Origin of the sequence: Oceanimonas doudoroffii (genome assembly GCF_002242685.1) — a bacterium.
Classification (GTDB): domain Bacteria; phylum Pseudomonadota; class Gammaproteobacteria; order Enterobacterales; family Aeromonadaceae; genus Oceanimonas; species Oceanimonas doudoroffii.
The window spans coordinates 104,751-121,918 of sequence record NZ_NBIM01000004.1; the positions used below are offsets into that span (position 1 = coordinate 104,751).

At 54.8% G+C, this 17,168-nt stretch carries 20 protein-coding genes; 4 read left to right on the forward strand and 16 right to left on the reverse strand.

Translation table 11 applies throughout. The features are described 5' to 3' along the window. Position 1: 1 nt before the first annotated feature. The 6 genes from B6S08_RS12720 to bioH form a co-directional block, all read right to left on the reverse strand. Positions 2 to 1,390, reverse strand: a complete 1,389-nt coding sequence (locus tag B6S08_RS12720; protein WP_094201183.1) for an NCS1 family transporter — start codon at positions 1,388 to 1,390, stop codon at positions 2 to 4. Between the two features lie 87 nt (positions 1,391 to 1,477). Further along, the gene (locus tag B6S08_RS12725) at positions 1,478 to 2,212 is read right to left on the reverse strand and encodes an aspartate/glutamate racemase family protein (protein ID WP_094201184.1); all 735 of its coding nucleotides are present in this window, start codon (positions 2,210 to 2,212) and stop codon (positions 1,478 to 1,480) included. 355 nt (positions 2,213 to 2,567) lie between these two features. Then, positions 2,568 to 3,284, reverse strand: coding sequence for a YebC/PmpR family DNA-binding transcriptional regulator (locus B6S08_RS12730; protein WP_094201185.1), 717 nt, complete (start codon positions 3,282 to 3,284; stop codon positions 2,568 to 2,570). Between the two features lie 86 nt (positions 3,285 to 3,370). After that, positions 3,371 to 4,081 carry a ferredoxin--NADP reductase gene (locus B6S08_RS12735; RefSeq protein ID WP_094201186.1) on the reverse strand — a complete coding sequence of 237 codons (711 nt, stop codon included), beginning with the start codon at positions 4,079 to 4,081 and terminating at the stop codon, positions 3,371 to 3,373. A gap of 18 nt (positions 4,082 to 4,099) precedes the next feature. Further along, positions 4,100 to 4,420: a hypothetical protein gene (locus tag B6S08_RS12740; protein WP_094201187.1), complete on the reverse strand. Its 321-nt coding sequence runs from the start codon at positions 4,418 to 4,420 to the stop codon at positions 4,100 to 4,102. Positions 4,421 to 4,481: 61 nt separating this feature from the next. Beyond that, a complete protein-coding gene (gene bioH / locus B6S08_RS12745) occupies positions 4,482 to 5,252 on the reverse strand; it encodes a pimeloyl-ACP methyl ester esterase BioH (protein WP_094201188.1) in 771 nt (256 codons plus the stop codon). Positions 5,253 to 5,279: 27 nt separating this feature from the next. On the opposite strand from bioH, the gene B6S08_RS12750 reads away from it, so the two are divergent. Then, positions 5,280 to 5,975 (forward strand): ComF family protein, encoded by a 696-nt coding sequence (locus B6S08_RS12750; protein ID WP_094201189.1) that lies wholly within the window; start codon positions 5,280 to 5,282, stop codon positions 5,973 to 5,975. A gap of 71 nt (positions 5,976 to 6,046) precedes the next feature. After that, positions 6,047 to 6,625 carry a Fe-S biogenesis protein NfuA gene (gene nfuA / locus B6S08_RS12755; RefSeq protein WP_094201190.1) on the forward strand — a complete coding sequence of 193 codons (579 nt, stop codon included), beginning with the start codon at positions 6,047 to 6,049 and terminating at the stop codon, positions 6,623 to 6,625. Positions 6,626 to 6,709: 84 nt separating this feature from the next. Here nfuA and gpsA read toward each other — a convergent pair whose 3' ends face one another. Genes gpsA through B6S08_RS12770 form a run of 3 tightly spaced genes read right to left on the reverse strand, consistent with a single transcriptional unit; the run spans position 6,710 to position 8,661 of the window. Continuing rightward, complete coding sequence (gene gpsA, locus B6S08_RS12760; RefSeq protein WP_094201191.1) at positions 6,710 to 7,714, reverse strand: NAD(P)H-dependent glycerol-3-phosphate dehydrogenase; 1,005 nt, start codon at positions 7,712 to 7,714, stop codon at positions 6,710 to 6,712. Continuing rightward, the gene (secB, locus tag B6S08_RS12765; RefSeq protein WP_094201192.1) at positions 7,714 to 8,199 is read right to left on the reverse strand and encodes a protein-export chaperone SecB; all 486 of its coding nucleotides are present in this window, start codon (positions 8,197 to 8,199) and stop codon (positions 7,714 to 7,716) included. The genes gpsA and secB overlap by 1 nt, the downstream gene beginning before the upstream one ends. Before the next feature lie 33 nt (positions 8,200 to 8,232). Beyond that, complete coding sequence (locus tag B6S08_RS12770; protein ID WP_094201193.1) at positions 8,233 to 8,661, reverse strand: rhodanese-like domain-containing protein; 429 nt, start codon at positions 8,659 to 8,661, stop codon at positions 8,233 to 8,235. Positions 8,662 to 8,878: 217 nt separating this feature from the next. Here B6S08_RS12770 and gpmM point away from each other — a divergent pair, with 217 nt between their 5' ends. Beyond that, complete coding sequence (gpmM, locus tag B6S08_RS12775; protein WP_094201194.1) at positions 8,879 to 10,411, forward strand: 2,3-bisphosphoglycerate-independent phosphoglycerate mutase; 1,533 nt, start codon at positions 8,879 to 8,881, stop codon at positions 10,409 to 10,411. 10 nt (positions 10,412 to 10,421) lie between these two features. Beyond that, positions 10,422 to 11,639, forward strand: coding sequence for a murein hydrolase activator EnvC (gene envC, locus B6S08_RS12780; protein ID WP_094201195.1), 1,218 nt, complete (start codon positions 10,422 to 10,424; stop codon positions 11,637 to 11,639). A 2-nt stretch (positions 11,640 to 11,641) separates the two neighbouring features. Here the strand turns inward: envC and B6S08_RS12785 are convergent, their stop codons facing one another. The 7 genes from B6S08_RS12785 to B6S08_RS18285 all read right to left on the reverse strand — a co-directional run bounded on the left by B6S08_RS12785 (position 11,642) and on the right by B6S08_RS18285 (position 17,166). Beyond that, positions 11,642 to 11,890 (reverse strand): hypothetical protein, encoded by a 249-nt coding sequence (locus tag B6S08_RS12785; RefSeq protein ID WP_094201196.1) that lies wholly within the window; start codon positions 11,888 to 11,890, stop codon positions 11,642 to 11,644. A gap of 884 nt (positions 11,891 to 12,774) precedes the next feature. Continuing rightward, on the reverse strand, positions 12,775 to 13,254 hold the full coding sequence (locus B6S08_RS12790; RefSeq protein ID WP_141202195.1) for a hypothetical protein: 480 nt from the start codon (positions 13,252 to 13,254) through the stop codon (positions 12,775 to 12,777). A 75-nt stretch (positions 13,255 to 13,329) separates the two neighbouring features. Beyond that, a complete protein-coding gene (locus B6S08_RS18270; RefSeq protein WP_141202196.1) occupies positions 13,330 to 13,848 on the reverse strand; it encodes a hypothetical protein in 519 nt (172 codons plus the stop codon). An 84-nt stretch (positions 13,849 to 13,932) separates the two neighbouring features. Next, a complete protein-coding gene (locus B6S08_RS12795; protein ID WP_094201198.1) occupies positions 13,933 to 15,075 on the reverse strand; it encodes an HNH endonuclease in 1,143 nt (380 codons plus the stop codon). Between the two features lie 125 nt (positions 15,076 to 15,200). Next, a complete protein-coding gene (locus B6S08_RS18275) occupies positions 15,201 to 16,010 on the reverse strand; it encodes a DUF3800 domain-containing protein (protein ID WP_141202197.1) in 810 nt (269 codons plus the stop codon). A 146-nt stretch (positions 16,011 to 16,156) separates the two neighbouring features. Next, complete coding sequence (locus tag B6S08_RS18280) at positions 16,157 to 16,534, reverse strand: hypothetical protein (protein WP_141202198.1); 378 nt, start codon at positions 16,532 to 16,534, stop codon at positions 16,157 to 16,159. A gap of 155 nt (positions 16,535 to 16,689) precedes the next feature. Beyond that, entirely contained in the window at positions 16,690 to 17,166 is a 477-nt protein-coding gene (locus B6S08_RS18285; RefSeq protein WP_141202199.1) for a hypothetical protein, read from the reverse strand. Between the last annotated feature and the right edge of the window lie 2 nt (positions 17,167 to 17,168).

The window sequence follows — 17,168 nt, forward strand, 5'->3', positions numbered from 1 at the left end:
GTTACTGACGGAAACGCTGACAGGGCTGCCAGTACTGCATCAGCAGGAAGTAGGTGAGGCCGGCAGGGATCAGGCTGGCGTACCAGGACACCGAGGAGAAGGTCAGGGCCACCACGGCGCCGGTAAGGGCAGCGATCACGGCGGCGTAGTTCACGCCCTTGTAAGGGCCATTCTCGTCATACAGCTTGTCGATATCCAGCTTGCGGCGACGCAGAATGAAGTAGTCCACCACCATCACTGCAAAGATGGGACCGAGAAAGGCGGAGTAGGTCTGCACGAACAGCTGCAGGCCAGCGGACGACTCTTCCTTCACCAGTTCCCAGGGGAAGGTGCAGAAGGCCAGCAGGCCCACCAGAATGGTGGAGGTGCGGAACTTCAGCTTGAACACGTCCATCAGGATGTAGGTGGGCGGCACCACGTTGTTGAGCACGTTGGTGGTGACCTGGGCAAAGGCGATAAACAGCAGGGTGGTCACCAGCAGCGGCGTGTTGTCGACGGCGCTGGAGAACACCTGAATGGGGTCGGACACACCGGTGGCGCCGGACACCATCAGACCGATCAGACCCATAAACAGGGTGCAGGGCAGAATGGACATGGCGTAGATCAGGGTGAGCAGGCCCGGCTTGGTGCCTTCCTTCAGCTCACGGGAGTAGTCGCTCACGTTCAGCATCATGGTGCTGTAAATGCCGAGGAACAGCATGGTCGCGCCCCAGAAGGGCACACCCCAGGTACCTTCCATGTTCACCAGGTTGGCGGTGATCTCGTCGCCATAACGGTTGATCACGCTCCAGAACATGTACACCAGCGCCAGCAGAATAAAGCCGCTGCCCACGTTTTCCAGCCACTTGATGCCCTGGAAGCCAAAGATGGACAGGCCGATCTGCAGGAACTGGAACAGCACGAAGAACAGCACCAGGTTGTCAAAGCCGAACAGGGTGGCCGACACTGCGTTCAGCGCCCCCGCCCCTATCCAGCTCTGAAAGCCGTACCAGACAATGGCCGGCACCGCCCGCACCAGGCCGGGAAAGCGAGTGCCGGAAAAACCAAAGGCGGCCCGGGCCTGCACCATGAAGGGAATGCCGTACTTGTAGCCGGCGGCGCCGTTCAGTGCCAGGGCAATGCCGATCACAAAGCAGCCGATGGCGATGGCCACCACCGCCTGGGTCAGGTTGAGGGTGCCGACAATGCTGGAGCCCATGGTAAAGGTGCCGATCGACACGCAACCGCCAAACCAGGCCAGCAGGTAGGAGACCCGGCCCATAATGCGGTGCTTTTGCGGTGCCAGGGATTCCTCTCCGGCCTTTTTGTCGTGACCGGCGGCGGGTGCCGGTTCGGCCTTGCCGGTGGTCATGGGAATGGCGGCTTCGCTGTTGATATTCTGAATAGCCATAGTCTAGTCCTCGGTATTCCATCACATGAAGGCGTTGCCGCCCTCATCCTGCGCCGGCCGTCGTTGGCCGTGCGTTTACGGGTGGGCTCAGGCGATTTTCAGCCCCTTGCCCGGTGCGGCCAGCTCGGGGCGTGGCCAGTTAAAGGTCAGCACCTTGCTGGTCCCCAGTTTCATATCCACCATGGCCTCGCACAGCTTGACCGCGGCCACGGTGCCGTCGATCACCGGAATGCCTATCTCGCGCTCGATAAACTCCCGGTGGGCCGACATGCCGGCGCAGCCCAGTACAATGGCCTCCGCCTTGTCTTCTTCCATGGCCAGCCGGCACTCGGCAATGACCTTGGCGATGGCAGCCTCGGGCGATGTGGCCAGATCCAGCACGCGCATGGGGGTGGTGCGAATACGCTTGCAGTGCTCGCCAAAGCCGTAACGGCTGACCAGGTGCTCGGTCATAAAGCGCACTCTGGGGGCCGTGGTCACCACGCTGAAGCAGGCGCCGGCCATGCTCGCCATGTGAAAGGCCGCTTCGGCAATGCCCAGTACCGGCTTGTCGGTCAGCTCCCGGGCCGCATACAGGCCGGGGTCGCCAAAGCAGGCCAGCACATAGGCGTCGATGTTTTCTTCCCGGTCACCCCGAGCGATTTCCTCCAGTACACCGGGCACCGCCAGCGCCTCATCGTAAAAACTTTCAATTGAAGCCGGCCCGCTGGCCGGGCTGACCGCCAGCACTTCGGTGTCGGGCCGGGCCACGCCGTCGGCCAGCCGCTGCAGCGCATCGGTAAACGACTGGGTGGTGTTGGGGTTGATGATCTTGATCCGCATACTGACTCCTTGTTCACAGCAAACCTGGTTAATCGTTAACGATTTTATTATGGGACAATCGTTAACGATCTGTAAACACGAATGTGCATCCTGTTTTGCTGCCGTCCGGCCTGAGGATCCATGATACCGCTCCGGCACCACCCTCACGAAAAACAAAAAAACCACTGATAAAAAAGAAAAAATAAAAACCGTATGCTGTATAACTGACTCAGAAAGGGACACATTAAGCACCCCTTTCATTCTCGTAATTTCACAAAAATAAAAAATATTGTTATCAATTTTGTGATCAGTGGCACGCAATCGGCCATAAAAAAACCCTCCGAGCGGAGGGTTTTTCTGCAACAACTGTGCGAACTCAGTATTCGGCGTTGTGATAGACGTTCTGCACGTCGTCCACATCGTTGAGCATGTCGAGGAAGCGCTCCATCTGGGCCACATCGTCACCGCCGATTTCCACCGTGGTCTGGGGCACGAACTGAATGGCGTCCACCTCGAAGTCGATACCTTCAAAGGCCTCACTCAGGGCCTGCTTGGCCTTGAAGTATTCGGTATTGGGGGCGAACACGGTCACCTTGCCGTCTTCCAGCTCGATGTCGGTCACGTCCACGTCGGCCATCATCAGTGCTTCCAGTACCGCTTCCTCATCGTCGCCCTCAAACACCAGAATGGCGCAGTGGTCAAACATGTGGCTGACGGTGCCGGAGCTGCCCAGTTTGGCCTTGACCTTGTTGAAGCACTGACGGATGTCACCGATGGTGCGGTTGGGGTTATCGGTGAGGCAGTCGACGATGACCATGCAGTTGCCCGGGCCAAAGCCTTCGTAGCGGGCCGGGGAGAAGTCTTCGCCGGCACCGCTGGTGGCTTTTTGCAATGCCTTTTCAATCACATGGGAAGGCACCTGATCTTTTTTGGCGCGATCGATCAGGCCACGCAAACTCAGGTTGCCATCGGGGTCGGCGCCGCCCGCTTTGGCGACCACGTAAATTTCGCGGCCGTACTTGCTGTAGACCTTGCTCTTGGCGTTGGCGGTCTTGGCGATGGATTCTTTGCGGTTTTGATAGGCTCTGCCCATGGCGTGATCTCGTTGTTCAACAAAAAGAGCACGAATTTTACACACAGAGCCGAATCAGGTCTATTTTCGCGGATGTCACACCGTCGCTAATATCCGGCGAATTCCTCGGTACGCACGCGATCCTCGGCCACACCGGCCTCGCTCAGCACGGATCTCATGGCACTCACCAGCCCGGGCGGACCGTCCAGGTAATACAGCGGCGCAGTCAGATTCATAACATGGCGACGCAGCATGGCCACATCCAGGTGGCCTGTTTCTCCCTGCCAGCCGGCATCCTGGGTCATGATCGGCACCACCCGATAATTGCTGCGCCCGGCACAGGCCTGCCGCAGCTCGTCGAGAAAGGCGGCGTCTTTGGGTCTGCGGTTGGCATAAAGCAGGGTGATGGCGCCGTTATGCCCCTCGCTCAGAGACTGCAGCACCATGCTGCGCACCGGAGTAATGCCAATGCCGCCGGTAATAAACACCACGGGCACCTGGCCATCGGCGGGCAGCACGAAGTCACCGTAGGGGCCCTTGAGGGTGAGCGCGGCGCCGGGCCTGAGCCCGCCCAGTACCCGCTTGAAGGCGGTATCGCGCAGGCGGGTGGCCACCATCAGCTCTCCCTCGGCGGGAGCCGACGCCAGTGACAAAATGCGGCCATTGCCTTCGTCGTCGGTTTCCGGCGGATCCACCAGCGCCAGCCGGGCACACTGCCCGGCCTTGTAGTCAAAGCCGGCGGGCCGCTCAAAGAACAGCGCCAGGGTGCCGTCGGCCACCGGCTCGGAGCGCTTGAGCGTAAGATCATAACTGGCCATGAATGCCTCCCCGTGAGATCAGATCTCAATGTCCAACGCGGCGCCGGTATGGGCTTCGCCTGCGTGGTAGCGCCGGTGGATCACGTCCAGGCGGCGGCTCATGGCCGCACTGGTACCAATCAGGCACACGGCTCCCTGATGCAGGCTGAGCCAGGCTTCCATGGACTCCTCATGCCGGTTGCGCTGACGTTGCCGATCTCGCTGACGAAGGGCGACATAGGGCTGCACCGCCCGTATCACCGGTATCGCCGGCCGGCGCACATTGTCGGTGCGAGCCGCCTCGGTGGCCGGCTGGGCCGGATTGGGCGGCAGGTTGGGCAAAATTACCGGAATGGCCATGAAAGCCCCCTTGTACCTGTTCGCCTTCCAGTATGGTCCCTGTCACCCTTTTCTGCTTGGCTCAGCGCGGCCCATGCAGGAAGCGACGGATCTGCTCGGCGGTGGCATCGGGGTGGGAAATAAAGGGCGCGTGGGACGCCTTGGGCTCCATATGACTGTGGCTGGCCGGGGCCAGATCATCGGTGAGCGCCGCGGCCTTGCGTGGCACCAGGCCGTCGAGCCGGCCGTAGAGGCGCAGCAACGGCATCCCCAGGTCGGCCAGCCGGGTCCGCAGATCCACCTCACCCAGCAGGCCCAGGCCGGCGGCCAGGGCTCCAGGATCCGGCGCCGGCTTGCTCGCCAGGCTGTCGCGCAGCCGGCGAATGTCGTCCCGGGCATGTTCGCTGCCCATGGCCTGCAGTGCCAGAAAGCGATTCACCACCTGATGATGATCCTCCGCCAGCTGTTGTTCAAAGCCGCTCAGCACCTCTGGCTTGATGCCGGGCCAGCCGGCTTCGCTGACAAAACGCGGAGAGCTGGCCAGGGTGATCAGCGCACTGACCCGCGTTGGTGCCTGCAGCGCGGCCTGAGTGGCCACCAGGCCGCCCAGGGACCAGCCCAGCCAGGCGGCCCGCTCCGGCACTGCCGCCAGTACGCTGTCGGCCCAGTCGGCCAGGGTAGCGCCGGCCGCCAGCGCCGGGCTGTGGCCAAAGCCCGGCAGATCCACAATGTGCAGGCAAAAGTCGCCTTCAAGCCGGGTGGCCAGCTCGCGCCAGACCGCGCCATTCATGCCCCAGCCATGCAGCAGCACCAGATGCGGGCCTCGGCCGTGTTGTTCTGTATATACACTCATTACATGATTCCTCGTCGCGACCACGCCATGATACGGCCCTTGCTTACCCGCTTACAATCCGGTCCGCTGTGGTGGGGCCAGTGCCTGCTGTGCCGGCAGGACTGCCATGAGGCGCCGCTGTTGTGCCGGCATTGCCGCGCCGATCTGCCGGTGCTGGACCATTACTGCCCCGGTTGCGCCCGTGCGCTGCCGCTGGCCGGCGTCCGCTGCGGCCATTGCCAGAGAAGGCCCCCTCCCTGGCAGCGCATGCAGGTTGTCGCGCCCTTTGCCCCGCCCTTCAGCCGGCTGGTGCACGATCTTAAATATCACGGCCGTCTGCTCAACGGCCGTCTGCTGGGGCAGTTGCTGGCCGAGCGGCTGGCGCCTCCCTGGCCCGAGGCGGTGCTGCCGGTGCCCCTGCACTGGTGGCGGCGCCTGCGCCGGGGGCACAACCAGGCGGAAGAGATTGCACGGGGCCTGCAACAAACCCTGCCACTGAAGGTGGATCGCCGGCTGCTGCGGCGCATACGGGCCACCCCCTCGCAAACCCGCCTGAGCCGGGCCGAGCGTCGCCGCAACCTGACCGGCGCCTTTGTCGTCGGCGCCAGCCGCTACCGCCACGTGGCGCTGCTGGACGATGTGATCACCACGGGAGCCACCATGACCGAACTCACTCGGCTGTTGCGGGCTCGGGGAGTGGAGTGGGTGGAAGTCTGGGCGGTGTGCCGCACTCTTGAACACTGACGGCTATTCAAGGCCCGGCAACAAGAGTATGATAAAAGTTGAGCTGTTTAGTCAGGTTTACGAGGATAGCGATGATTACGATTTCCGAAACCGCCCAGGGACATTTCCGCAAGCTGCTGTCCCAGCAGCCGGAAGGCACCAATATTCGAGTCTTTGTGGTTAACCCGGGCACCCCCAATGCCGAGTGTGGTGTTTCCTACTGTCCACCCGATGCGGTGGATACCGACGATACCCATCTGCCGTTTGACGGCTTTGAAGCCCTCGTCGATGCCCAAAGCGCGCCCTTCCTGGAAGAGGCCGAAATCGACTTCGTCACCGACCAGATGGGCTCCCAGCTGACCCTGAAGGCGCCCAACGCCAAGATGAGCAAGGTGCCCGACGACGCGCCCCTGGCCGACCGGGTAGAGTATGTGATCCAGTCCCAGGTCAACCCGGGCCTCGCCAGCCATGGCGGCAAGGTGGTGCTCACCGAGATCACCGCAGAGGGCCTCGCCATTCTGCAGTTTGGTGGCGGCTGCAACGGCTGCTCCATGGTGGACGTGACTCTGAAGGAAGGCATCGAGAAACAACTGCTCGAGCTGTTCCCGGGTGAACTCACCGGCGTGCGCGACGCCACCGAGCACGAGCGCGGCGAGCACTCCTACTACTGAGTGCATTTGCTCAAACGCAAAAAAGGAGCCGAGAGGCTCCTTTTTTGATTCGGTGTTCACTTCGAGCTTATCGCTTCCAGCCTGCTATTCCGCCTTGCGGTCCCGGCTCAGCAGGGCAATGGCGGCTTCTTTGGCGTTCTTGCCTTCATACAGCACCTGATACACCTGCTCGCAGATGGGCATTTCCACGCCATGGCGCCCGGCCAGCCGGTGCACCTCGTCGGCATTGCGGTAGCCTTCCACCACCTGACCGATCTCGGTCATGGCGGTGTCTACGCTTTTGCCCTGGCCCAGGGCCAGGCCAAAACGGCGGTTGCGGGACTGGTTGTCGGTGCAGGTGAGCACCAGATCACCCAGTCCGGCCATGCCCATAAAGGTGTCCTGCTGGGCACCCAGGGCTACCCCCAGGCGCTGCAATTCGGCCAGGCCACGGGTAATGAGCGCGGTGCGGGCATTGGCGCCAAAGCCCAGGCCATCGGCCAGGCCGGCGCCGATGGCGATCACGTTCTTGACCGCACCACCCAGCTGCAGCCCCACCATGTCGTCGTTCAGATACACGCGAAACGAACGGCCGCAGTGCAGCAGATCCGCCAGCTCCTTGCCAAAGGCCGGATCGGTCGCGGCCACGGAGATGGCGGTGGGCAGGCCCATGGCCAGCTCCCTGGCAAAGGTCGGGCCCGACAGCACCGCCAGCGCCCGCTCCTCACCGAGAATGTCTTTTGCCACCTGTTGCAACAGGTTGCCACTGGCCGGATCCAGACCCTTGGTAGCCCAGGCAATGCGGCTGTCGGGGCGCAGAAAAGGCTTCACCCGGCGCAGCAGATCGGCAAAGACATGGCTGGGCACCACGATCAGCAGATCGCGACTGGCCTGCACCGCCCGCTGCAAATCCGCCTCGGGCGCCAGGCTGTCGGGAAAGGCCGCGTCAGGCAGGAATACCTGGTTGCAGCGGTCCGCCGCCAACGCCGCCACCTGCTCGGGCCGGTGGCTCCACAGCAGGGTGCGATGGCCGTTGCGGGCCAGCGCGATGGCCAGGGCCGTGCCGTAAGAGCCGGCCCCCAGCACGGTAATGGCGGCGTCCGGTTTCATCAGGCGTCGGCCTGCGGCTGTTGCTGCTGGGCGCGCTGGACGTGGGCGGCAAACAGGGCGTCAAAGTTCACCGGCGCCAGGTTCAGCTGCGGGAAGGAACCCTTGTTCACCAGGCTGGCCACGGTTTCGCGGGCATAGGGGAACAGAATGTTGGGGCAGAAGGAGCCCAGGCAGTGCGCCAGCTGGGGCTCGGCCATGTTACCGATGGTGAATACGCCGGCCTGCTGAATTTCGCACAGGTACACGGTTTCGTTCTCGCCCATCTTGCAGGTCACGGTCAGGGTCAGCACCACCTCAAACACGTTGTCACCCAGGCGGGCACTCTTGGTGTCGAGATCCAGTTTTACATCCGGCTTCCACTCCTTTTGAAACACCAGGGGAGTGCCCGGGGCCTCAAAGGACATGTCTTTCAGGTAGATGCGCTGAATCTGAAACTCTACCTGTTGTTGCGCCTGGGCATCGGCGCCGTTTGCTGCTTCGGCCATGAAAATATCCTTTTGCTCAATGGGTTGTAAAAATTAACGTTTGGTCACCGGCAGGTTCTGGCTGCGCCAGTCGGTCATGCCGCCACGCAGGGTATGCACCTGGGCAAAGCCGGCCTTGCTCAGCAGGCGACCGGCGCTGCCGGTGGTCATGCCGCTTTCGCATACCAGCACCAGGGGCTTGTCCTTGTACTTTTCGATCAGGTTCAGGTTGTTGGCCTTGAGCTGAGCGTTGGGCACGTTGACGGCGCCGGCAATGTGGCCCTTGCGGAATTCTTCCGCCGAACGAATGTCGACCACGGCGGCATTTTGCTTGTTGATCAGCATGACCGCTTCCTGGGCCGGCACCACCTTCACCTTGGACAGCCGGGCAATAATAAAGGTGTACACCACCGCCGAGGCCAGGCCCAGCCAGACCATGGTCAGCAGCGGATGCCGGGCGGCAAAGTCGAGATACTCTTGCATGACGTTACTTCTTGCGATTCAAAAGACGGAAAAGCCCGAGTATACATGGGCACTCGGCAAATAACAGCCGCCCACTCCCGTGCAAACGCGGCCCGGATCACCCAATGGCAAATCCCCCGCCCCCTCGTCTGGTGACCAATTCATCAGTTGTAGTAATATGACGGACAGTTTCAGTTTTCATCGCATTACACTTCAAATAAAGACATAGGGTTACACCATGAACTCGACCAAAAAGCCCCTAGTACTGCTCATTCTCGACGGCTGGGGATACAGCGAAAAAACCGAACACAACGCCATTCACGCCGCCCGCACCCCGGTACTCGACCAGCTGATGCAGGCGCGCCCCTCCACCCTGATTTCCACCTCGGGAGATGACGTGGGTCTGCCCGACGGCCAGATGGGCAACTCCGAGGTGGGCCACGTCAATATCGGCGCCGGCCGCATCGTCTATCAGGAGCTGACCCGCATCGGCAAGGCCATCAAGGACGGCGATTTCTTTACCAATCCGGCGCTGACCCAGGCCGTGGACGGCGCCGTCAACAAGGGCCGGGCGGTGCACATCATGGGCCTGCTGTCGCCGGGCGGCGTTCACAGCCATGAGGATCACATTGCCGCCATGGTGGAACTGGCCGCCGCACGGGGCGCCGAACAAATCTATCTGCACGGCTTTCTCGACGGCCGCGACGTGGCCCCCCGTTCGGCCCGGAGCTCACTCGAACGTTTTGACGGTTTGTTTACAAAACTGGGCAAAGGCCGCATCGCCTCCGTGGTGGGTCGCTACTACGCCATGGACCGTGACAACCGCTGGGATCGGGTGCAGAGCGCCTATGACCTGCTGACCCAGGGCAAGGCCGTCTACAGCGCCGTCACCGGCGTGGAGGCCCTGCAGGCCGCCTACGACCGCGACGAGAACGACGAGTTCGTCAATGCCACCGTAGTGGGTGAGCCGGTCGCCATGCAGGACGGCGACGCCGTCATCTTTATGAACTTCCGCGCCGACCGGGCCCGGGAGCTGACCCGCGCCTTTGTCGAGGACGACTTCACCGGTTTTGAGCGCGGCGTACGCCCGGCGCTGTCCGACTTTGTGATGCTCACCGAGTATGCCGCCGACATTCATACCAGCTGCGCCTACCCCCCCGAGCACCTGGTCAACACCCTTGGCGAGTGGCTGGCCGAGCACAACAAGACCCAGCTGCGCATCTCGGAAACCGAGAAATACGCCCACGTGACCTTCTTCTTCAACGGCGGCATCGAGGAATGCTTTGCCGGCGAACAGCGAGAGCTTATTCCCAGCCCTCAGGTGGCCACCTATGATCTGCAGCCGGAGATGAATTCACAGCAGCTGACCGACAAGCTGGTCGAGGCCATTGAGAGCGGCCAGTTCGACGTCATCATCTGCAACTATCCCAACGGCGACATGGTCGGCCACACCGGCGTGTTCGAGGCCGCGGTCAAGGCCTGCGAGGCGGTAGACAGCTCCATTGGCCGAGTAGTGGCGGCGCTGGAAAAAGTGGGTGGCGAGGCATTGATCACCGCCGATCACGGCAACGCCGAGCAGATGGTCAACCCGGAAACCGGCGAGATCCATACCGCCCACACCAACCTGCCGGTGCCGCTGATCTACATCGGCCGCGATGCCAGCCCGGTGGAAGGCGGTCGGCTGTCGGATCTGGCGCCCACCATGCTGACCCTGATGGGCCTGGATATTCCGCCGCAAATGACTGGCAAGCCCCTGATGGTTCTGAAATAATCTGAGCCCTATGGGCGCACAAAGACTGATTGTTTCAATATTGCTGAGCACCGGCCTGATGGCCGGTGCTTGCGCATGGGCGAATGACAGCAAGGATCTGAAGAACGTAAAGGGTCAGATTGCCAGTCAGCAGCAAGACATTCAGGCCCAGCAACGGGAGCTGAAGGCGCTGCAGCAACAGCTGGCCGAGGACGAAAAGGCCATTTCAGCCCTGGCCCGAAAGCTGAACCAGACTCAAAACAAGCTGAAAGACAATGAGCGGGAGCTGGCCCGGCTCGAGCAGGAGCACCAGTCCCTCAACCAACAGGCCGACGAACAGCGCCACCAGCTGGCCTCCCAGCTGCGTGCCGCCTACCAGAACGGCCGTCACGACTACCTCAAACTGCTGCTCAACGGCCAGGACAGCAGCGACATTGACCGCCTGCTGCATTACTACGCCCACCTCAACCAGGCTCGGGCCGATGCCCTGCAACAACTGGCCGAGATTCGCCGCCAGCTGTCCGACAACCGCCGCCGGGCCGAACAGGGCCGCACTCGGCTCAAGGAGCTGCTGGCCGGCCAACAACAACAGCAGCAGTCATTGCAGCAGCGCCAGCACGAACGCAACCAGACCGCCAACAAGATCAATGCGCAACTGGAGCAGGGCAACCGCCGGCTGGCCAACCTGCAGCAGGCCGCCAGCCACCTGGAGCAGCAGATCAAGGCCGCCGCCGAGCGAGCCGAACGGGAGCGGCGTGAACGCGAACGTCGCGAGCAGGAACGCCTGGCCGCGGCCCGCAATCAGGCCGGGCCGTCGGGCCACACCCCGGTGGTGGCCAAGACTCAGGGGAGCTTTGGCGGACTTGCCAAGGGCAGCCTGCCCTGGCCGTTGCAAGGATCACTGCTGCATCGCTTTGGCGCCGCCCGCACCAGCCAGCTCAGCTGGAAGGGTCTGCTGATTGGCGCCCCCGCCGGCCGGGAAGTCAGCGCCGTGGCCAATGGTCAGGTGGTGTACGCCGACTGGCTCAACGGCTTTGGCATGGTGATGGTCATCGACCACGGCAAGGGCTACCTCAGCCTGTACGGCCATAACCAGTCACTGCTGCTGGGCCCGGGAGACAGGGTCAAGGCCGGTCAGGCCATAGCACTGAGCGGTGAAAGTGGTGGCCAGGACAAGCCGGGGCTCTACTTCGAGATCCGCTACCGGGGCCAGGCCATCGATCCCCTGCCCTGGCTACGCCGGGGCTGATTTCAGGCCGTTGCCGCCTCCAGCTCGCTGATCAGCCAGATGGCGTTGTCGCGGCCGGTGCCGCACACGTCGGCGGCGGGGTGAAAGCGGGCGCACAGCGCCGGCCGCTCGGGCCTGCCAAACAGCTCACAACGCATGTCTGCCAACAGATGGGCACAAGGCACCCCCGCCGGCTTGCCATCGGGCATGCCCGGCAACGGCGCGCTGATGCTGGGGGCGATGCAGCAGAAAGCACACCCTATTTTATAAATTTAGAAAAGATCGATAACTATCTGATTTTAAATGTAATATGACATTTCTAAATTTTTCTTATCTTTACATAATTTAATCATTTAACGGTGAATAGTGTTCTCTAAATTTCTAAAATTGTCCTTCCTAACATCCCATCATAAAAAGTAGCGTCACAGTGAAAATGACGTTTAGTTCAGTTATTACTTATTAAGAAATTAAAATTAATACAATAAACAATAATATCGGGCAGTAGACCAAGTCTGTCTTAAACGCTTTGTTATAAGCCCCTTTCATACGACTTTGCCAGCTCACTAAAAATTGCTTTACTTTCACCTAAAAAATCAAACCTTACTTCATCCATGTCACTTTATTTTAACGACTCTTTACCGTCATAGTATTTTTTTCGAAATTCTTTTAGAAACTCATCATAACCTCTAATTTTAGTAGATATGGTAGTTAAACCTAACAGCATTAGCTTTGACTCAGCAACAATAAGATTTTCAGATTGTTCGAAAGATAAGACTTAATTTTATATAATTCTTCTCTACGTTTATAAATTAAGTCCGTATCTTGAAAATTATTTACAACCCATTAAATTATTAGTACCCAATAATGTAACGATACATATGTTATTTCATCGATATCTGTACTTACTGCACTCTAATGAGTCATAAAACCTTTTACCACTTTCTTTCTTCCGATCATAACGATAATTCAGCCAAGCAACCATAAAAGTACCTACCAGTGCAATTAAAATACCTAAGCCAATTTTCTATAACTGTACTTATTACTTCAAGCTCGGTGGTTGCCATGACACTCCTTGGAGTTATAACACCGCAATCTTGCACCTGTCCTTGCACCTGTCCTTGCACCTGTCGCGAGCATTGCATGGTTAGGCCCCTATTTACTTAAATATCTCGTCCAGGATTTCTCTGAGTTCTGACGCCTTTGAATATAGGAAGTTGTCGTACTTATCACCAATAATTGCACCAGCCCCACCAAGAATACAATCCACAACCTTAGGGATACTATCCCCGTGACGATCTGTAGAAGATAGCCACTCTTCAACCTTGGTACCTATGTCGGGATTCAGCGATTTTATAACAGTCTCGATATATCGAACTTCTTCTGAGAGCGAGCGAAGTTTTGCTGTTCTATCTGGAGACCAGTCTTGTTTTGCCGTAGCGTGAATATTCGCAAAAATGATAATCAGCGACTGAATATTCTTAAAGAGGTGATCTCCCTTCAAAAGCTGCTGCCTGCTTTCGACTAAAGCTCGCTGTAGTCTATATGCGAGAAAAGCAGTGAATGCAGCCATAACTGTGGCAACTCCAGCAATTGCTGTAGCCGCCGCGGAAACCCAGTCTGGTTCTAATCCCGGCATGTTTTACTCCAAACATCTTAATTACTGCGTTGCATTTACTTAAAGATTGGTTTTTAGTGATAGCGAAACTACTATTCATTTATATTCTACATTAATAAGAGCACACCACTCTTTTTTACTATCTGAGTTATGAATTGACTGTAAATTTCCTTCTTCATCCAGAAATGCCTCAACCGTTTTCACACTTATTTTCGACCACTTGTTACTCGCTGAGTAATTGTCTGTACTTATTGTAATCGTCATGAAATCCGGCTCACCTATAGAAGCCTCAAAAAACTCCGAATCTTCTCTAATACTAATGATAATCTCGCTCCATTCTACGGTTTCCCCCGTATTTCTTTCATATTTCCTCTCAGCCAATGCTACTCTATTAGGCACCACTGAAAGCAATATATTCGCATCCGCCCCTCCAATCATGGTAGAGGATGAGTAGACCCCATTTAATAATTTATAGTGGGTGGTGATATTGTGTCGCTCATTTTTACACATGACTTCAAAAGTCTGAACATCTCGTGCTTCGTAAAAAATAGTACTAGCCTGTACGCACATAGAAAAAAAAGGAAATATCGATAAGATAAGGAACCTAGACTTCATTTTTCTCTCCCATATAACGTCTTGCTCACTAGTAAATGAAGAGCGTAGCAATTAATTTATCCACGCACAGCAACTTATTATAAGCTATTTCCGCCTTCGTGACTGTGTAAACTGATGAAGGATGAACGGCTCTATTTTTTCCATCATAAGACCTATCAGCTTGTTTACATGCTCTGGCATCAAAATTTCACCTTCTTTCACGCCACAATTTTCAAACGCATACATTACAGCTTGATTTAGAACACGGTCTTTTTCTTTTTCAAACGAAGCTTTCATGCCGGCTGGAATAACTTCATGAAATGCAGCCTCGATAGAACCATTCGGAATCTTTTTATAATCATACGCCGCACGTATCTCAGAGTTTGAGAGGTTTAAATCTACCACCAGATCAAGCTCTTCACCCGCAACTGGATTTATAGCGTACGTATTTGATATCTCTTCACCTTCATAAGATCCAGCTAAGCAAAGAACTACTCGTTGAACACCAAAATATTCTACGTAGCCAATTACCTGCTTGGTCTTGCTACATCCTTTGATTGAGACACAATGAAGAGGAATACCTTCGGGGCGGTTTTTTATTAAATCAGTTTCATAGAAATAGCCAAAACAGGCTTCAGCTTTGTCATTCCTTAAGTAATGTGTTGCTTCAGTACATTTCTCTGCTGGAATACCAGAAGACACGGCTAAAGCTAGTGCTGACTTTACAATTGAACGGCCTGCTTCATGGCCACCAAAGGAAAAGTTAAAACTCAACATATCTGGGCAATAAGATGACTCTGATTTTGCATTACTCAGCAGTTCATTGAGGTCAACTTGAGGGTATTTTCTTTTTACACCTTGAAGCATTCGCTCTGCTTCAGGTATGGAACGGGCTCTAACTTGGATTCGTACGCCAGCCCCAGACTCTAATGGGCTCTCAGAATATAGAGGCTTCTCTAAATCCATACTTCCATCAACATTGAGCTTTAGCTTATCTCCACCTGTAGTTTCAAACAGTTGAGATGGTACTTCTCCACGCTCACGACTAATCCCAAAAAAGAGACTCAAGGGGTTTAGTTGCTTTGCCAACTCCGATTCCCAATTATCTCCTGACGCATTGTTACAACTTCCACAAATAAACCCTTTAACTTTCTTTTTTCCACCAATTGCATTGGGGATAAGGTGCTCTTTTGTATCATTTTTTTCTGTAATTTCTTCGTTACAAAGAGCACATTTGGGAGTGGTCATTTTACTTCCTTATAGACGGCGATACTTGAATAGCTTATAACACCCAAACAGAGGAACATAATTGTTGGCTAAAATTAGTGACAAAGGAACAAAGCCAGCAGTTTTTTCTCTATTTATTTGGCTTGTTAGGAGGATTGTAACCCTTTTCTAGAGCGGTCATTCTCATGAAGCCCATCGAAATCTGAAACAGTAATTTCGGATAACTTTCCAGTCATATTAGTTTTTGACAAATCAACGCTATTTATATCCATATTGTTAAACAACCACAAAAACCAATTATCTATTTCCGTTCTATTCTGTTTCATATAAAGATGTGTAGATCTATTGATCACAAAAGCCAAAAAGTCGGCTACTTGCAACAAAGGCTCTTCATGAGATGACTGAAATTTACCTTCGTAATTATTTGGGAAGTTATGAAAAATTTCATTTCCTACAATAGAATTTGGCTTACCTAAACCTTCATCAATGAAGACATTTAAATTTTCAGGAGTATTTGAGTAGAATATTTTTATTTTAATTAATAACCAAAGAAGTGAAAGGTCAGATGGCTTTTCCAAAATGAACTGACTAATTCTCCCCTTAATCTTTTTTATATCGTGATCTCTGAGCGTTCTATCATCTATGGTTTGAATAAAAACTTTCCATTTATGTTGGCCATATATTTCGGCAAAAGCCGAAAATATGGCTAAGTTTGCTTTGTCAGGCAATCTTCCCCATGGGCCTTTCCTATTATAAATATCCACGAAATGAAATTCGTTAGGTTCAATAGAAAACTCACTTTTAATGAATCCAATACAATTCGTAATTTGCTCACGAATATAAAAAACATCCTTATCGGGGAAAGCTACACCAACGTTTGTCCTTCTATTTCCAGTAACATATTTGGAACCAGTTGAAATTATTGGGCCATATGTGTCGTCAATAGCAATATACATGATATCCCTCTAATGCCGCATACAGGTGTGAGCAATGCTACCACCGACTAAAACCATGAAACCGTAAACACAAAGCCCAACGTTGAACTAAAAGTTATAAATCACTCTTAAATGTTTTGTTAGGCATTCATTTAATGCGATTATCGTCAATAAACTTTCATTTTATCAAATCGGTCTTCATGCCCAGCTTCTGGGTTTGTATTTTCACTTACAACTTTGACTGTCACTGGTCCTGATTTGGAAAAACCAGTTCGAAGTTTAAGGTGTAGCAAAAAATCAAAACATGCAGATCCTGTTTGGTAACCAAACTGCACGTTTACAAAACCAGCATGCCAAAAATCTGCAGTCCCAGGGCTACCATCTTCTTTTCTGATTTCGACACACACTGTTCCACTTAAGCCATAGGCCGTATAGACAGTAGCTTTAGTATTAGCATCAACTTTCACGGAATTTGCATGTACAGGTGACACCAAAACCAGAAAAGTGCCTAAAAAACAAGACCTCCTCAGACGCAATGTATTCATATCTCACCTACCGACTTGAAAGTAGCACCGAACAAGTATAGACCATGAAAGCTCAGAGGTTGATGCCTAATGCATTACACCAACGGAGACAAAAAGCGTTTCGAGCCTAGCGAGGCTTTTTGTTTCCCGATGGATGCTTTTGTCATGCTTATAAACTACTTACAATCAGGAATAATTTTGGGCAAGTCATTAGTTAAAGCTATATTGAATACCTTTGCTAGCTGCATCAAAAAGGTAGCTGCAGCATTGGTATGGTCAACTCGATAATTAGTTAATGTGCAATCATTGTTTAGGTCGGCAGTAATTGTGCCTGTACTTGAACTGTCATACGCAACAGCACTTAAATTAATCGGCCCCTTGCTTACACGCCAGACATGCCTATTTCTGAAGCCCAAAGAAATTTCAACCCTTGCAGGGTTTCCAAGGTCAAGGTATGCGTGCTTACACCATACCTCTCCTTCATTTCCCTGACAGATTGTATCACGAATAGCAATACCCGCATCTTTGCATTTTTGTGTTAATTTAGGTTTAGTCAACTCAGGGCTAGAGCATACCATATTGGTTAAATCCAAGGCGTTGGATTTAAGTGGTGCACATACAACCAAGGACATAAGTAACACTTTAATATCCATGT

Excerpts from the sequence above, each read along its gene's own strand:
- B6S08_RS12750 (WP_094201189.1), top strand. The coding sequence starts at position 5,280 with ATGATACGGCCCTTGCTTACCCGCTTACAATCCGGTCCGCTGTGGTGG.
- gpsA (WP_094201191.1), bottom strand. The coding sequence starts at position 7,714 with ATGAAACCGGACGCCGCCATTACCGTGCTGGGGGCCGGCTCTTACGGC.
- bioH (WP_094201188.1), bottom strand. The coding sequence starts at position 5,252 with ATGAGTGTATATACAGAACAACACGGCCGAGGCCCGCATCTGGTGCTG.
- B6S08_RS12725 (WP_094201184.1), bottom strand. The coding sequence starts at position 2,212 with ATGCGGATCAAGATCATCAACCCCAACACCACCCAGTCGTTTACCGAT.
- B6S08_RS12790 (WP_141202195.1), bottom strand. The coding sequence starts at position 13,254 with ATGCCGGGATTAGAACCAGACTGGGTTTCCGCGGCGGCTACAGCAATT.
- B6S08_RS12720 (WP_094201183.1), bottom strand. The coding sequence starts at position 1,390 with ATGGCTATTCAGAATATCAACAGCGAAGCCGCCATTCCCATGACCACC.
- B6S08_RS18285 (WP_141202199.1), bottom strand. The coding sequence starts at position 17,166 with ATGGATATTAAAGTGTTACTTATGTCCTTGGTTGTATGTGCACCACTT.
- gpmM (WP_094201194.1), top strand. The coding sequence starts at position 8,879 with ATGAACTCGACCAAAAAGCCCCTAGTACTGCTCATTCTCGACGGCTGG.
- secB (WP_094201192.1), bottom strand. The coding sequence starts at position 8,199 with ATGGCCGAAGCAGCAAACGGCGCCGATGCCCAGGCGCAACAACAGGTA.
- B6S08_RS12735 (WP_094201186.1), bottom strand. The coding sequence starts at position 4,081 with ATGGCCAGTTATGATCTTACGCTCAAGCGCTCCGAGCCGGTGGCCGAC.
- nfuA (WP_094201190.1), top strand. The coding sequence starts at position 6,047 with ATGATTACGATTTCCGAAACCGCCCAGGGACATTTCCGCAAGCTGCTG.
- B6S08_RS12770 (WP_094201193.1), bottom strand. The coding sequence starts at position 8,661 with ATGCAAGAGTATCTCGACTTTGCCGCCCGGCATCCGCTGCTGACCATG.
- B6S08_RS12740 (WP_094201187.1), bottom strand. The coding sequence starts at position 4,420 with ATGGCCATTCCGGTAATTTTGCCCAACCTGCCGCCCAATCCGGCCCAG.
- envC (WP_094201195.1), top strand. The coding sequence starts at position 10,422 with ATGGGCGCACAAAGACTGATTGTTTCAATATTGCTGAGCACCGGCCTG.
- B6S08_RS12730 (WP_094201185.1), bottom strand. The coding sequence starts at position 3,284 with ATGGGCAGAGCCTATCAAAACCGCAAAGAATCCATCGCCAAGACCGCC.
- B6S08_RS18275 (WP_141202197.1), bottom strand. The coding sequence starts at position 16,010 with ATGTATATTGCTATTGACGACACATATGGCCCAATAATTTCAACTGGT.
- B6S08_RS18270 (WP_141202196.1), bottom strand. The coding sequence starts at position 13,848 with ATGAAGTCTAGGTTCCTTATCTTATCGATATTTCCTTTTTTTTCTATG.
- B6S08_RS12795 (WP_094201198.1), bottom strand. The coding sequence starts at position 15,075 with ATGACCACTCCCAAATGTGCTCTTTGTAACGAAGAAATTACAGAAAAA.
- B6S08_RS18280 (WP_141202198.1), bottom strand. The coding sequence starts at position 16,534 with ATGAATACATTGCGTCTGAGGAGGTCTTGTTTTTTAGGCACTTTTCTG.